Origin of the sequence: Enteroscipio rubneri, from assembly GCF_963929405.1 — a bacterium.
Lineage (GTDB): Bacteria > Actinomycetota > Coriobacteriia > Coriobacteriales > Eggerthellaceae > Enteroscipio > Enteroscipio rubneri.
The window spans coordinates 346201-361958 of the sequence record NZ_CAWVIN010000002.1 but is presented as its reverse complement, the minus strand read 5'-3'; the positions used below and the strand labels follow the sequence as shown (position 1 = coordinate 361958).

The window sequence follows — 15758 nt, the reverse complement described above, 5'->3', positions numbered from 1 at the left end:
CTACCTCCCCTGCCGATCGAGGCGAACCGCAGGGTTCCCAGGCGCGTCGACAAGCCCCAGAGAACCCGCAGCAGGATCATCCAGCCGGTTCCCTTCGGACGGCTCAGGCTCCTTCCACGCCGCTAGATCGCCCGACAGGCTATCGTTCTCGATCAGCTCACGGGTCACCGGACTCTGCGGGTTTGCGAACACCTCCGCCGTAAGCCCTTCCTCCACGATGCGCCCGCCGTCGATAACCGCGATGCGGTTGCACACCTTCTGCGCCACAGCCAGCGAATGTGTGATGACCACCATCGTGACGCCGAGGTCGCGGTTGATGTCGGCGAGCAGCTTCAGAATAGAGACCGTCGAGCGCGTGTCGAGCGCGCTCGTAGCCTCGTCGCACAACATGATGGCGGGATTGTTGGCAAGCGCTCGAGCAATGGCGACGCGCTGCTGCTGGCCGCCGGAGAGCTGACTGGGATAGCGGTCGGCCAGATCGCCCAGCCCCACGAGCTCGAGCAGTTCGCGCGCTCGTTTCTCACGCGGCTCCTTCTTCTCGTGGCGAAGCTCCAGCGGGAATGTCACGTTGCGCAGCACGGTGCGCTGCTGAAACAGGCTGAAGTTCTGGAAGATCATGCCGATGGAGGAGCGCAGCTCCAAAAGCTGCTTACCGGACAGATCCGTCACGTCTCGGCCGTCGATGAGGATACGACCTCCGGTCGGACGTTCGAGCAGGTTGATGCACCGCACAAGCGTAGACTTGCCCGCGCCCGAAGCGCCGATGATGCCGAACACGTCGCCGTCGGCGATTGCGAGGTCGACATCGCGCAGGGCATGATGAGCCGTCTCGGCGCTGCCTTCGTAGGTCTTGCTCAGATGCTGTAACTGGATCATGGTGGTCTCGATCGGTCGTCGTTTCGTCCTTGTTGCGGAAATGCGGCCATTTATTATAGACGAAGGCCGCACGGAAGCTAGGCCTGGGCCTCAGCGAATGCGCCGAAAGGCCCAGGCTTGGGCATGCACATGGCCACGGTATGCGCGAAACGCGAACTCATAGTTGGGTATCTTACGGGAAACGAACGCTGAGTCAATGGTCGATCCGGGGAAACGCTATGCGAATCCCCAAACATCAGATATCTATAATACAGATAGCCTTGCTGACTGTTCGCACAATTGCCATGTACCGAGCAGGAGACCCCGAAGACGCGAAACGGCGTCCCGGTCGGAAACACGCCCAAACGGGCCGCGGCATTAAAATTCAACAAATCTATGACAATTCGCACTCCGCCTCGACGCTCGCAGCGTGTGAGCTCTATACTCCGCCCCTGTCGCGCAGAGGCGGATCGCGCGCAGGGCAACCGTAATACGGAAGGATGACCATGAGCGAGGATCTACTGGCCGCAAACGGAGTGGATTATGACGAGGCCATTGAGCGCTTCGGCGGCAACAAGGAGCTCTACAAGCGGATAGCTGTCAAATTCGGCGACGATCCCCACTTCGCCGCTTTGAACGACGCAATCGACCGCAACGACGTCGAAGGGGCGTACCACCATGCGCATGCGCTCAAGGGAGTAGCCGGCAACCTCTCGCTGGGAAACCTCTACCGCGCGGCCAGCGATATGACCGAAGCACTGCGCTGCGGCGATATGACCACGGCACATTCCCTGATGGGCCTGGTGCGCGAGACGCACGCCTCGGCGCTCATCGGGGTGGAGCAACTGAAGCGCATGTAGAGAGTCAAAGCCGTCTTCGAGCGAGACTTACGAGCGGGGCGTTCCGCTCCCAGCACCTTCGTTTTCGTCGCGCCCAGATCCTCCTTCAGAGTCCGATCCCCCGGCCTCCTCGTCCGTACGGCCATCCCCATCGGCGCGCCCGCGCTTCGTTTTTTTCCGGGGATGGTAGTGGTGGAGCAAGACGGGATCGAGCAGATGCAACTTGAGCACTCCATACGCCGTGACGCCCGCAGCGATGCAGAATACGACGATACGCCCCATGCCACTCAGTCGCGTGATGAGCACGCCGCACAGCGCGAGCACCGCCGTCCAACCCCACATGATGAGCGTCGTAGCACGCTGAGAAAAGCCCGTCTCCATAAGCCGATGATGAATGTGCCCGCTGTCTGCCTGGTCGATGGGCTTATGCGCACGCGTGCGGCGCACAATAGCAAGCGCCGTGTCTATGATGGGCACACCCGCGGCCAGAAGCGGCACGAGCAGCGACACGAACGCCGCCGAACGCGCCACCGCAAACAGCGACACGATGCCAAGCGAGAACCCGAGGAGCAGCGCACCGGAATCGCCCATGAAGATGGATGCAGGGTGGAAATTGTACCTGAGAAATCCGACGCAGACGCCGGCGAGCGCAATGGACATGATAGCTGCATCGGGACGGAACGTGAGCACGGCAAACGCGAAGAGCGTGAACGCCGAGATGGCCGTGATCCCGGCGGCGAGCCCATCGAGCCCATCGATGAGGTTGATGACGTTCGCGAATGCGACAAGGTAGAACACGGTGAGCGGATACGAGAACCAGCCAAATTCCAAGAAGCCCGCACCGAACGGATTGCGCACGCTCGAGAGCAACAGCCCCGAGGCCACGACGATGCATGCGGCCGCCACCTGCCCCGCCAGCTTCGTCTTCGGCTTCAAATCGACCACGTCGTCGACCACGCCCACAGCGAACATGAATAGCACACCCGCTCCGACGCCGATATAGTTCACCTTGAGAGACGGGTGCGGTACGAAAGGATCGGCCCAGCCGAGTACGCACATGCCTACAAAGACCGCGAGCAGGGCGACGAGAAGGCCGCCGAGCATGGCCACGCCGCCCATGCGGGGCACGGGCTCTTTATTGACGCGGCGAGCGCTGGGATAGTCGATGGCATCGAACCTGACGGCCAAACGCTTCGCCGCGGGGACGAGGAGCATGGTCGCGAGTGCGGCGAGCACGAAGAGCGCGAGGCACTCGACCAGGTTCATGCACCACACTCCTTGTCTCGGCAATCTCTGCCATTTTTTCGAATTGACGCCGCACCGAAGGAATATTATAACGTTTCGTTTAGAATTGACTATAGGCATGTTCGCTTGCACGCTTATGGAAAGGCCGTCCGTGGCGCACCGCCCTGTTATCAGCATCATCATTCCCGCCTACAATGTCGAGGCGTGGCTTCGCCGCGCCGTGCAATCGCTGCAACGGCAAACGCTGGAGGATTTCGAGCTGCTGATCGTCGACGACGGCAGCACCGACGCGACGGGGGCGATCTGCGACGAGCTGGCTGCCGAGGACGGGCGCGCCAAGGCAATCCACCAGCGGAACGGGGGCGCGGCGCGCGCCCGGAACACCGCCATCGCCCAGGCGACGGGCGAGTTCCTCTACTTCATGGACGGCGACGACTGGTGCGAGCCGACCATGCTCGAGGACATGCACCGGCTCGCGGCCGAGCATGCGCTCGATTTGGTGGTGGCCGGCTTCTACATCGACACCTACTATGGCGACGACAAGTTCTACCGGGAGCTTCGCACCGCCCCGGACGCGGTGTACGAGACGCAGCAGCAATTTCGCGAGCAGGCCCATCGGCTGTTCGACGCGCAGCTGCTCTACGCGCCGTGGAACAAGCTCTACCGGCGCTCTTATCTGGCTGAGCGCGGCATCGTGTTCCCCGAGACCTTCTGGGACGACCTCCCTTTCAACCTGGACGTCATCCGCGATATCGAGCATGTGGGCTGCATTCCCGAGCGCTACTACCACTTCCTGCGCGCACGGGCCGAAAGCGAGAACACGAAGTACCGCAGCGACATGTACGGCAAGCGCGAGGAGGAGCACCGGTGGCTGTGCGAGCTGTACGGCCAGTGGGGGCTCGACTCGGACGAGATCCGGGAGTTTCTGGCGCGGCGCTATGCCGAGCGCCTTGTGGGATGCGTCGAGAACGTCACCAACAAGAGCTGCACGCTGCCCAAAGCCGAGAAGCGAGCCGAGATCGAGCGCATGATCTCCACCCCGCACGCGAAAGACGCGCTCGCGAAGGCGCAGCCCCGCTCGACCATGATGAAGCTCATGCTCGCACCGCTGCGCCGAGGCGACGCGCGCCTGACCATGTGGGAGGGCGCGTTCATCTCGTGGGTGCGCCGCCACAGCACGAATCTGTTCGCGCGCCTGAAGGCGAATAGGTAGGGGCGAGCGCTCCATGCCGGCAGGAACCATGCAGCGAGCACCCCACCCCGTTTTGCAACGAAAGGCGGAGACGCAATGAGCCGTATCGCGGCAGTGGTCGTGACGTACAACCGGAAAGAACTGCTGCTGCAGTGCCTCCAACGCCTTCAGGCGCAGAATCATCGGGCAGAGTTCCCCGGAGCCGAACTCGAGGTCATCGTGGTGGACAACGCGAGCTTCGACGGCACCCGCGAGGCGCTCGACGAGCTCATACAAGAGGGCGGCATCTGGTATTCCAACACGGGATCCAACCTGGGCGGCGCCGGCGGCTTCAACTGCGGAATGCGCAAAGCGGTCGAGCTGGGCTGCGACTACGTCTGGATCATGGACGACGACTGCATGCCCCACGAGGACACGCTGCTGGAGCTCCTGCGCGCAGACGCCCAGCTCGGAGGAGACTACGGCTACCTCTCGAGCGTGGTCCGCTGGACGGACGGCGGCATCTGCACGATGAACGTGCAGCGCCACCCTCTGACGCGCAGCATCGTCGACTTCGCACCCGAGCTGCAGCCCGCGACGCTCGCTTCGTTCGTGTCGCTGTTCGTGCCCGCGGCGATCATCAAAGAGCTGGGCCTGCCCATCAAGGACTTCTTCATCTGGAGCGACGACTGGGAGTTCACGCGGCGAATCTCGCGCGCGCACCCCTGCTACGTGGTCGGCAAGAGCGTCGTGACCCATGCGTCCAAGAGCAACGGCGTGGGAAACATCGCGTTGGACTCCGAGGAGAAGATCGCGCGCTACAAGCTGGCGTACCGCAACGACGTGGTACTGTACCGGCGCGAGGGCCTCAAGGGCTACGCGTATATCGTCGTCAGGGGCTTGTACCATACCGTTCTCGTGCTGACCAAGGCGAAGTCGAAGAAGCTCGAGCGCTGGCGCACCATTCTGCAGGGCAACCTGGAAGGCTTCGGGTTCCACCCCGAGATCGAGTACGTGGATGCAGGTACGGAGGAGAGCCTGCCGTCCCACGACGTGCAATAGGGGCACTTGGCAATTCGTTGTCGGATATCGAAGGCCATCGCAGAGCGAATGGCATCTTCCGTCTTCGACTATCCTCTTGGATTCAAGTCCGTTCCTAAATACTCGTTCCAGAACTCCCACGAGACGAGATAGGGCTTCGCCGCCTTATAGGACGCGCGCACCTTGTCGCCACGCGCGCGATAGTCCTTTTTCAGATCGGACCAGCGACGCTTCAGGCCCCTCCAGCGATCCTTGTCCATATGGCGCACGCAACCGTTCTTGCCGCCCAGATCGAGCGCAACGAGCGTCTTCGCGCCCATCGTATAGGCGCCGAGCGTCGAGAGGCCGCTGTAGAACACCGCTTCGGGGCGATCGCGCAGGAAGGCATCGGGGAGGTAGTGGCGATCGTAGGGTAGCGTGCGCCACAATTTTAGCAAGCTGTCCTTGCGCACGCCGCCGTCCAAGTTGCCTGGAACGATTTTCAGCGATGCTATCGTGTCTTGGTCGAGCTCCCCCACCGGCACAAGCTTCTCGTTCTTCGCCCCGTTCGTCTTCATCAGCTTCTCGCCGCTCACATGCGCCAGATAGTCCGGCCCCTTGAGGTAGTCCTCGAAGCCGTCCAGGAACAGCTCCACCGTGTCGTAGGACATCGTGCGAAGATGCAGGCGGATGTTGCGCCCGAGGCGCGTGACGAACAGCTTTTCGGAAGCGCAGTCGTCCATCGCGATCATGATGAGGAAGTTGCGCACGTACTGGTAGCAGTCGACCGAAGGGCGGAACCGGCCCTCGAACCCTTCATGCCACACGCAGATGCCGTTCATGGTCATGTAGACGGGCTCGGCACGCATGCCGTACTCGACGTCGTCGCAGCGGACGAACAACGGCAACGGCAGACCCTTCTCGCGCACGACAGACAACGGGATGCAGCTGTACCACCAGGCGCCGTATGCCTTCGGCACCTCGACGCTGATGGCCTCGTTGTCTGCGATATCCTGCGCGCGATCGATGTGCAGGTCTTCTTTAATGCGAGCGTACGCTCCAGTGTCGCGGACGAACGACACGTCCTCGAATTGCAGGTTCGGCTCCTCGACAGCCAGCATGGCGCCGTTAATGAACGCGCTGCGGTACCTTCCCTTCGCGAGCACGAGCAGGTTGAACGTGCGCTTCAGGCTCTCCGGCGATACGATGACGTCGTCGTCCATGAGTAGCACGTGCGTGAAGCCCTCCTCGGATGCCAGCGCCTCCATCATGCCGCGCGCGAATCCGCCGGCTCCTCCGACGTTGGGGTTTGGCAGAACCGTCACGCCGTCGTCGCTGAGTTCCTCGGCATCGAGCGTGCGCCCATTATCGACGACGAACATATGGAATGCTTCGGCTATCGGATCGTCGGAACCCAGAACCTCGCGCTTGACGAGGCCGATGTTCGGAACGATATACTGCTCTTTTTTGAACGTGGTCGTGGCCAAGGCAAGCCGAACGGGATTGTTGTCCGCGTCGTCCACGTCAGCATGATAGTAGGCTTCGTGCAGCTTCGTCGCTCCACTCGATTCGAGCTCGAATGCGACGATATCCTTGTCGCTTTCGGGCAAAGACACGTCGAAGATGAAGCGATCGCCTTCCGCACAAACGCAGCACGCTTCATCCTCTTTCAAGATCAAGTCTTCCCCAAGCGATGTCGGCTCGTCATCGCCGCTCGCAATCCCGCGAAAACGCAGCATGCACCGATCGCCCGACAAGACGAGACGCAGCCGAACCGACTCGATTTCCGCATAGGTACGCCATTTTTTGACGGAGCAGGCGTTGAAGTAGGTCAGGAAGTCAACCGTTCCTGAGAACGCAAGCGCCCCCGCATCGAACGTTGCCGAGCCTTCCGCCCGATAGTACGCCTGCGGGTATGCGGACATATGGTCGTCCACCTTCAACATAACGTTCGAAAGCTTATGGCTCGTCATCGCTGCCTCCATTGGGCCGGCCGCATAATCCGTCGGCTCGCGCACGGTGTCGGAAAAGAATACCTCCACCCTACCGTATAGCGTGGAAATCGGCAGCTACCTCCAGGCCAAACCGCAAGACAGTTCCATATAATCGTTGTATGCTTTCGCTTTCGGCATCGGCAAGTAGGCTATAATTGCGGGCGATGATGTACGGGGAATCCGCTCAGCGAATCAACACGGGAAGGCCTTTGCTTTGCGCAGCATATCGAAACCTGAAATGCGCCGGAATTGGTTCATTCTCACCTCGTTGGTGTCGAAGGACTTCAAGCTGAAATATCGCCGCAGCGCTTTGGGCGTGGTGTGGTCTGTGCTCAATCCGTTCCTCATGATGTGCGTGCTTTCGGCCGTGTTCAGCACATTTTTCCGGTTCGACATCGAGAACTTCCCCTTGTATCTGATTCTGGGCAGCACGCTTTTCACGCTCATGGCCGATTCCACCACCACCGCCATGAACTCGATCATCGATTCGTCGTCGCTTATCAAGAAGATCCGCATCGAGAAGATCCTGTTTCCTCTCGAAAAGGTGCTGTTCCAACTGGTGAACTACTGCCTCTCGCTTATCGCGGTCGCCGTTGTTATGATCTACTTCCAGGTGGCGCCCACCGTCAACCTGCTGTTCCTCCCCCTGCTGCTGCTGTACGTCCTTCTGTTCAGTGCAGGGCTGGGATTCCTTCTCTCTGCGCTCGTCGTGTTCTTCCGCGACATCGGTCATTTGTGGAGCGTAGTGATAACCGCCTGGACGTACGCAACACCGCTGTTCTATCCCGTGAGCATTCTTCCGGACTGGATGGTGCCGGTCATGAACTTCAACCCCATGTACCACTACGTCACCTACTTGCGCGAGATCGCCCTATGGGGCCAGACGCCAGGGCTCACGGAGAACCTGATCTGCCTCGGAATGGGCGTGGCTGCGCTGCTCATCGGCTACTTCACATTCCGCAAGCTCGAGAAGAAATTCATCCTTTACGTATAGGTGGTCAGCATGCCCGAAGTCGTCAATACTTCGTTTCTCGGTTCGAGCATCGAGGAAGTGGAAAGTTCAAGCGAAGAAGTCATGGTAAAGGTCGATCATGTCTCGATGGTTTTCAACATGGCCAATGAGACGATGAACAACCTCAAGGAGTATGCGATCGCCCTGGCCAGGCGGGAGCTGCGCTTCAAGGAATTCCGCGCGCTCGACGACATCTCCCTCGAGGTGCGCAAAGGAGACGTATTCGGCATCCTCGGCACCAACGGATCCGGCAAATCGACTTTGCTCAAGATCATCGCCGGCGTCCTCGAGCCCTCCGAAGGCACGTGCACCATCAACGGCAACATCGCACCGCTCATCGAGCTGGGTGCCGGGTTCGACATGGAGTTGACGGCGCGTGAGAACATCTATCTGAACGGCGCCCTGCTCGGCTATTCGAAGAGCTTTATCGAAGACCATTTCGACGAAATCGTCGAATTCGCGGAAATCGAGAAATTCCTCGATATGCCCCTGAAGAATTATTCGTCCGGCATGGTAGCGCGCATTGCGTTCGCCATCGCCACCGTCATCGTTCCCGACATCCTCATTGTGGACGAGGTGCTCTCCGTCGGCGACTTCATGTTCCAGCAGAAATGCGAACGGCGAATACAGACGCTTATCAAAGAACATCAGGTGACGGTTCTTATCGTCTCTCATGACAACAACCAGGTAGAACGCTTGTGCAATAAGGCAGTATGGATTGAGAAGGGCCATGTGCGCATCGATGGCACCGCGCAGGATGTCTGCCAGGTGTATCGCGTCCTCGGGGGACATATCGGATCGGCTGAATCGGAAGAGCGCATATTCGAACTGCTGCGCGATCCCTCAATACCTTGCGACGAGCTTGTAGAAACGTTCGCCGGCGAAACCCGCTACGCTACGCCCGTGAACCTCCTCGAAAGCCTCGAAGGGGGCGAACGATCAGGCTCGATCATTCTCGCGCCTGGTGAAAACCATGCCGTCTGCATGCTTGCCAATGCCTATTCCAGCTTGAACGAAATGCCTGTTTTGCTCACGCGACCCGACCGTCTTCCAGATATTGTGGATCAGAAAATCCGCCAGATGCAGATATCCAGCATCACGGTGCTGGGAGGAAGCGACTTGATTTCGGATGCCGTTGTGAAACGGCTTGAAGTCATCTCCCCCGCTGCAACTATCACACGCATCGATCAGAATTCGGAAGAGCGCTTGGCTTACGCCCTTTTCAAGCACGGCGAGAGCGAGTGGTGGGGACGCAAAGCCATCCTTACCTATCAGGAGGGCATCGGCGACATCCTGTGCTTCATGCCATACAGCTACCGCAATCGCATGCCCTTGTTTTTCAGCGTTTCACGCGGCGTGATTGGGGAAGACGTCCTCAAATCTCTCGTCTCGGGCTCGTTCGACGAAGTGCTCCTCCTCGGAGGAGAAGACGTGTTCCCAGCGGAGTGCCTGGCGCCCTTCGAAAAGGCCGGCATCCCGATCACGCGCTTCTGCGGCAAAGACCCCTTCGATGCCAACAACATCATTACGTCATGGGTAGAAGCACGAGACAATACGACCGACCAGAGTTTCGAGGCCTTTTTCGTGTCTATCTGGAATCCGTCCGACGCCCTTGCCATGGGCCCTTTGACGAAACAGCGTAATGCCACCGTGCTGGTAGAAGATGCCCAGAACCTCGACAGCATCACCAACAACTTCAGCTACATCGAAGCAAAGAAAGACACGCTTTCAAAAGTGGTCTTTTTCGGCGACTCCACGCAGTTCAGCGATTTGGACAAGATGCTGCTGCTGAAGGATCTGCAAAGGTCTCTCAGAAGCTAGGGATCACTCTGCATCCCCACAAGACGACACGATTAAATACTAGTTCACCGGAAGAATTTCATACAAGCGCATGTCGCCTTCAGCAAGCAACGTTTTAAGTCCAGGCGTTTCATCATCGATATTGTTAAAGCCCGTCCATTTACTCGGCGTATAGTAGCCATAGAAACAACGCTCGTCGGTTATCTCGCCACCTAAGTCAAGAATCAAAATGTACCTAATATTAGCATCCTTGATCACCTTTTGCACTTCGTCATCAGAGGCGAGATCATCAATCCGATTTCTCAGGAGTTCGCTCTGGACAGACTCGCCTCCATCAAGAAGTTGGGCTGCCGATCTGCGATAGCACAGATTGAGGCCTTCGAAAGCATAGGCGAATGGGCTACCGTCATCGGCATTGTTGTAAATGCAGTATGCAGGATCAACGACATCCTTCACCTTTCCCGCAAACGCAGCTTCTTCCCGATCATACAGATTGTCGCGATCTTGCAAGTTTGCAAGAATGTTGCACGTCTCATAATCGCCGAACGCGGTTACAACATTTCCGCGCCCAGGAAGCGTGTAACTTGGATAGTAGTTCACAGCAATAAATCCGATAACGAGCGCGACCGAAAGAATAGTTATCAGACTCTTGCTCTTCTCGGGCGCCACCATCCTTGTCGAAATTTTTTTCACCGCCTGGAGCAAAATATAGAGGCCCAGGGTGGCAAGCGGAATGCCAATTAAGGCTGCCATCGCCGCGAGCCGATAAGGATCGGTATACCAGAAGCCCGTAAGAAAGCTCTTGAGCGCACCGTCAGTCGTTGCTCCAACAAAGCAGAATGCACATATGACAGCATAAGAAACCGTTAACCACAAATATCGTCTTTCGTATAGCGTATACAAGATGCCGATAAAAACCAGTATCGCGAGCGATATTTGCGCAGCAGGAACCCGAAAGCCCAGTGTGACTATATTGACCAGTTCTTGACGAATGCTTGCATACGATGCCCAGTTGTAGTGCACTGTACTCTGAAGATACGGCGTGGTATACAGCAAATACCATATCACTGCTACACCAACCAAAAATGCGAGGCATCCAGCAACGGCATACCAGGGTTTAATCGAAGATCGTAAGCCGCTATTCATGATGCGAAGGAAAATCTGATAGACGCAGAAAGGGATAAGGATAAGCGCAGTGGTAAACGCTGCATTAGCATGCAGCACGACCAAAGCCATTAGACCGAATACCAGCAGAATCGCAAGCATTGCCATTCGGCGCCGCGAGCCCCCCCTACACAACCGTATAAAGAACGTGCAGCACAGCGGCACGAGCGAGAAGCCTGCGAGGTTGGGAAATAGAGGACCAGAAACAGAGAGCACCATGCCCCATGGGAACGCAACGAATCCCAAGCATATGATGGAACCAAGACATACAAGCAACCAGCTGTGCTTCTCGAATAAAGTCCGCAAAAACAAGAACATGCTCGACGGAAATACCAGAATTATAAATAGGCAATTCACCGCATTCGCTGCAAGAGAAACAGGCACCTGCAAAGCCATCACATCGAGAGCAGCTAAAATATGCCATGCGGCTGGATAGAACGAACCAGTAACCGGAACGAGCGTCGTCAGCCCTAAACCTTCCAGATCATGGTACAGCGTGGCGTCGAGCATCGAAGCGTTTCCCGATTGACTGAAGGACTGAATAAGGGCAAGATGCCAGCTATTGTCGCTATCTTGCGCAAATGACCAGGCTCCATCAAGCGTTTGCACATAATAGAAGAACGCAAGAATAGCGGCAACGAGAACGTAGCAGAACAGACCAAACCATGCTGAGCGAGTGATTGGCCTTCTCTGCTGCCCAGCTCGGAGCGATGCGGCAAACCTTACTGTTCCGCGCGCGAGAGAGCAGCCGAATATGACAACCTCCAGCACCACGAGAGGAACGACGAGAGTCGCCATAGAAGCAGCGACACCTATCTGCGCGTACACCACACCCAGCATGCTGTAAACCGGTATTGTGAATACCGGAGCACACACGATACTCGTCAACCAATCCGAACGGAACGACTTCAAGAACAAGCAACCCGGTACATATACAATTCCGGCTAATACTATACATGCCAACAAAAATTCAACCCACATTGCTACTACTTCCGAAACTTTCGAATCATTTTGCTGGCAATCCTTCTTCTCTTACTGCCTTCGGGAAACAGCAACCTTTTTGCGGACGGCGCATCGGGCTCCAACTCCTCAGCCAACAGCACCTCATATACCGTTGTATCCCGCGCCGCAATCCAGAATGCCCCGCCGAAGCGATGACTGCCGCTTAGCAAGGGAGGTTTTCCGTACTCAGGATACACTATCGTCGGATGCCGCGCAGCCTTCCATGCCCGAGCGGTGTCTTCGTTCGCCCAAGTCATAGTATCTGGTAAGTCGATGCACGTCGACACGTTCTCAAATGGCAGCGGCATAGCTCCTATAACCGAAAGGAGTTGCGCACGGAAAGCCTGGTTACCCAAAAGGTACGCCGAAGGGACTTCGGTCCTTTTCCGCACCTCCGGCTTATACTCAGGCCTCTTGGGCTGGGTATAGCGGTATTCCCCTCTTAATTTTTGCAACTCATTAACGATCAATGCGGGATCGACCGCTTCTCGCGCTATTTTCGAATTGATCGCCATCACCGTTGTATCAAGAATCTCATCGACTCTCGTATCCAATCCATACTCGCTTAAGAAATAGCGTGTCGTCGGCTTATTCAACTCACGCTGCAAAAGAATGTTTTGCATGCAAACGAACGCCGAATCACCGTCTACGGCATTCAGCATCTGAGCCGGATCATCCTGAAAGAGTGCGAGCCCATCGATCCAGAGAACATTTTCATATCCCGAGCTCAACCAGGGCAACAACAAGGGCTGTGCAATATCAAAATCGTCAAGCGATAAGGTTGCGACCTCCTGGGGACAATCGAAAACCGACCATTGCGAATGCTTGATTATGAGATTGTCGGGGATGGCTTTGAGCGCATTGAGCACCGTGTCGAAAACGAAATCCACTTCATGAAGCACTTCCACCTCGTAACTTCGAGTCGGATCAAGGGTACGAATCAGGCTCTCCAGACATACAACGAACGCGCTTGTCGGCCGATCGCGATACCGCCAGACAATCCTCGCCAGATCGGCTCCGGTCGAATCTTCCTTCGAAGGAGCGCATGATACGGACGTGTCGAGGAAGAAAACGAGCGGGTATCGATCGATTCGCAGCTCTTCTTCTTCAATACGACGCACGAACACGCTATACAGTATCTCACCCAAATAGCCGCAAATACGTTTTCTCGTCGTCGTCAAACCCTCATAGTTGAATCGCTTGTCAAACTCAAGCAACACATCGAACTCGAATTCGCAAAACCGCTGGAACAGATCCTTTCGCATGATGTAACAACTGTAGCCAAGATATTTACTGCCACTTAGGTACGCGTCAAGATCGTTTGCGTATTCCGGCTGTCGTTCTTGAACGATCTCTCGAAGTAAAGCAATATCGTCCTCGAGAAACAGTCCGTAAGCGACCATATGCTCCTGTATGGTCCGCTTCACCCCATCCGGGGTTTCGGCCTTGGATATGTCCCAATAGGGAGGGGCCACCATATCGCACTCCGAAACACATCGCTCGATCAGATCCGCATCGTCTAGCCGGTAATCGCGCAGAGAGAACGACGACAGAGAGTCTTCTTCAATTTGAAGGTGATCGTTCGCGGAATGCTCGAGGCCATCAAAGCAGAAGTATCGCCGGTAATGGCAGAGGCCGTAGTAGTCGGCATCGAGGTTCTTCCAAGCCCAGTACTGGGCGGTTAGCTCGCAGAATGTGAAATTCCGATCTGATATGTTCTCCCCTTCGTCATCGGGCTGCATCCCCTCGAAGCGCCGGGCCGCATTTGCCGCGCCAACCTGCACAGGAAGAAACACGTCCGATTGCGGATGGGGAGCCTCTTTGTGGCATGAGATCAGTATCTTGATGTTCGGGTTTTCCGTACCGGCCACGCTACTCATCCTCCTTGACGCACGGCAGGGCGAACCGGTCTTCATGCTCGGCGTAATACTCCATCATGCCTTTGGTCTGGGGTCCATAGCCAAGGTGCCCTGCTATCACGTTTTCGCTCACGACCATAGCCCGGCCCGTGAAGCACGCGTAATGGCAGATATGCTCTTCGTCATCGCCCAAACCAAAGTCGCTTCCGACAAACGTGAGCGGGAATTTGCCGAATTCCTCCCACGCATCGCGAGTAAAAAGGATCGCCCCGATGCTGTATCTGGTCGAGCAGATGGTGTATGAAAGATCGTCCATCATAAAGCGCTTCGTCAACTCGTCGACATCACGCAGTACAGGCTGCGTCTCGCCCCAGAGGTAACGAGCGACTGCTGCGTCTTCAAGTACGCGCTTGTTATGGTGGATGCCGTCCGTTATCTTCACGTCGCTTAGCTCAGTGGATCGGAAATCATCAATGAGTCCGCATTTCTCAAGCAACCTGATATGCCCATAGCAGCTGACGTTGATAAGGGGAGAGACGAATGCGGGCTGATAATAGCTGTCGCGTTCGACCAACCCATAAGTTTCAATAAGCGGCTCGAAGAACGTCTTTGGCAGAAACATATCCTCGTCGAGCTTGAATATCCATTGAGCCGACGGATGGAGCTCGATGGCGAGGTTCTGTATGAGCGAGAGGTGATTGACCTCCGTTGACAAATACGACCAGCCGTTCTCTTCCGCAATGCGCGCGAGCTGCTCATTTTCCAAACCGCTCGTCATAATGCAGATGTCCATATCCTCGGGAACGGCATAGGCAAGGCGTGAGAACACGTTGTCCCACAGGGGTTCCTTGTACCCCGCAAGCACGATGCAAAGTCTCTCGCTGCCCGTGCTCCTATCGACGAAACGGTGCTCCGAAGAAAGCACCGTTTCTACCTTTTGCCTATGTCGGCGAATTCGCCTCGCTTCAAGCAACGCACTGCCGAAGCCGTTACTGTTAATGAATCCATACAGCGATTCTTTCAAACTCATTCGACTCTCCCAGACGGTATAGAACACACCAGAATATAGATTTCAACTTGAGGGATACATAATACTTCAAGTGGGGTAAAGCTGCAGAAAATGCATCAGCGAGCCATAAGCCTCAACTCTACCCGCCATTTAGCCTTCGCAAGGGGAAAGGGACTCTAAAGTTTCATCTGTGCAAGCTAAATCATCTAACGGCAGCTATGCTTCCAAGGAGGCTATCCTTCTCGCTCAAGATGATCTTCGAAGGATTGAATACGTCGTCCCCCTGCAAAGCAGGCCAGTCAATGCCGATTGCCGGATCATCCCACCGGATCCCGCCCTCATCGTTGGGATGGTAGACATCGTCGCACTTATAGCAAAACTCGGCCGTTTCGGAAAGCACAAGAAAGCCATGTGCGAAGCCCCTCGGAATGAAGAACTGCCGACGGTTTTCGTCCGACAGAATCGCCCCTTCCCACGTGCCGTAGGTGGGACTCCCCTTCCTCAAGTCGACCGCAACGTCGAACACCTCGCCTTTCGTGACGCGAACGAGTTTCGCCTGAGGGTGGTTGATTTGGAAATGAAGCCCTCGTAATACGCCCTTCGTCGATGAAGACTGATTGTCCTGCACGAACTCGCAGTCGATACCGCCAACGGCGAAATCGGTCCGCTTGTACGTTTCCATAAAGTAGCCGCGCTCGTCACCATAGGCTTTAACGTCGATGATCTTCACGCCTTCGATAGACGTATCCGAAAACGTGAAGTTACCTGATGTTACGGTTGTCACGCCA

12 protein-coding genes are annotated in these 15758 nt (G+C 56.5%); 5 read left to right on the top strand and 7 right to left on the bottom strand.

Translation table 11 applies throughout. From position 1 onward, the window contains the following. Nucleotides 1-876 carry a methionine ABC transporter ATP-binding protein gene (locus tag ABGT83_RS04920; RefSeq protein ID WP_346686247.1) on the bottom strand — a complete coding sequence of 292 codons (876 nt, stop codon included), beginning with the start codon at nt 874-876 and terminating at the stop codon, nt 1-3. A 485-nt stretch (nt 877-1361) separates the two neighbouring features. Here ABGT83_RS04920 and ABGT83_RS04915 point away from each other — a divergent pair, with 485 nt between their 5' ends. Then, nucleotides 1362-1715, top strand: a complete 354-nt coding sequence (locus tag ABGT83_RS04915) for an Hpt domain-containing protein (protein ID WP_103265706.1) — start codon at nt 1362-1364, stop codon at nt 1713-1715. A 27-nt stretch (nt 1716-1742) separates the two neighbouring features. Here ABGT83_RS04915 and ABGT83_RS04910 read toward each other — a convergent pair whose 3' ends face one another. Beyond that, nucleotides 1743-2960 (bottom strand): MraY family glycosyltransferase, encoded by a 1218-nt coding sequence (locus ABGT83_RS04910; protein ID WP_157938972.1) that lies wholly within the window; start codon nt 2958-2960, stop codon nt 1743-1745. A gap of 130 nt (nt 2961-3090) precedes the next feature. Here ABGT83_RS04910 and ABGT83_RS04905 point away from each other — a divergent pair, with 130 nt between their 5' ends. Then, entirely contained in the window at nt 3091-4152 is a 1062-nt protein-coding gene (locus ABGT83_RS04905; RefSeq protein ID WP_346686245.1) for a glycosyltransferase family 2 protein, read from the top strand. 75 nt (nt 4153-4227) lie between these two features. Continuing rightward, entirely contained in the window at nt 4228-5172 is a 945-nt protein-coding gene (locus ABGT83_RS04900) for a glycosyltransferase (protein ID WP_346686243.1), read from the top strand. A gap of 68 nt (nt 5173-5240) precedes the next feature. Here ABGT83_RS04900 and ABGT83_RS04895 read toward each other — a convergent pair whose 3' ends face one another. Next, a complete protein-coding gene (locus ABGT83_RS04895; protein ID WP_346686242.1) occupies nt 5241-7103 on the bottom strand; it encodes a glycosyltransferase in 1863 nt (620 codons plus the stop codon). A 259-nt stretch (nt 7104-7362) separates the two neighbouring features. Between ABGT83_RS04895 and ABGT83_RS04890 the strand changes: the two genes are divergently transcribed. After that, a complete protein-coding gene (locus ABGT83_RS04890; protein WP_103265702.1) occupies nt 7363-8118 on the top strand; it encodes an ABC transporter permease in 756 nt (251 codons plus the stop codon). A gap of 9 nt (nt 8119-8127) precedes the next feature. After that, the gene (locus ABGT83_RS04885; RefSeq protein ID WP_346686240.1) at nt 8128-9957 is read left to right on the top strand and encodes an ATP-binding cassette domain-containing protein; all 1830 of its coding nucleotides are present in this window, start codon (nt 8128-8130) and stop codon (nt 9955-9957) included. A 39-nt stretch (nt 9958-9996) separates the two neighbouring features. On the opposite strand, the gene ABGT83_RS04880 is transcribed toward ABGT83_RS04885, so the two are convergent. The 4 genes from ABGT83_RS04880 to rfbC form a co-directional block, all read right to left on the bottom strand. After that, nucleotides 9997-12081 carry a DUF6541 family protein gene (locus tag ABGT83_RS04880; protein WP_346686239.1) on the bottom strand — a complete coding sequence of 695 codons (2085 nt, stop codon included), beginning with the start codon at nt 12079-12081 and terminating at the stop codon, nt 9997-9999. Between the two features lie 5 nt (nt 12082-12086). Next, nucleotides 12087-13973 (bottom strand): DUF4422 domain-containing protein, encoded by a 1887-nt coding sequence (locus ABGT83_RS04875; protein WP_346686237.1) that lies wholly within the window; start codon nt 13971-13973, stop codon nt 12087-12089. Nucleotide 13974: 1 nt separating this feature from the next. Further along, a complete protein-coding gene (locus tag ABGT83_RS04870; RefSeq protein WP_346686235.1) occupies nt 13975-14886 on the bottom strand; it encodes a hypothetical protein in 912 nt (303 codons plus the stop codon). A 286-nt stretch (nt 14887-15172) separates the two neighbouring features. Continuing rightward, entirely contained in the window at nt 15173-15754 is a 582-nt protein-coding gene (gene rfbC, locus ABGT83_RS04865) for a dTDP-4-dehydrorhamnose 3,5-epimerase (protein ID WP_346686233.1), read from the bottom strand. Between the last annotated feature and the right edge of the window lie 4 nt (nt 15755-15758).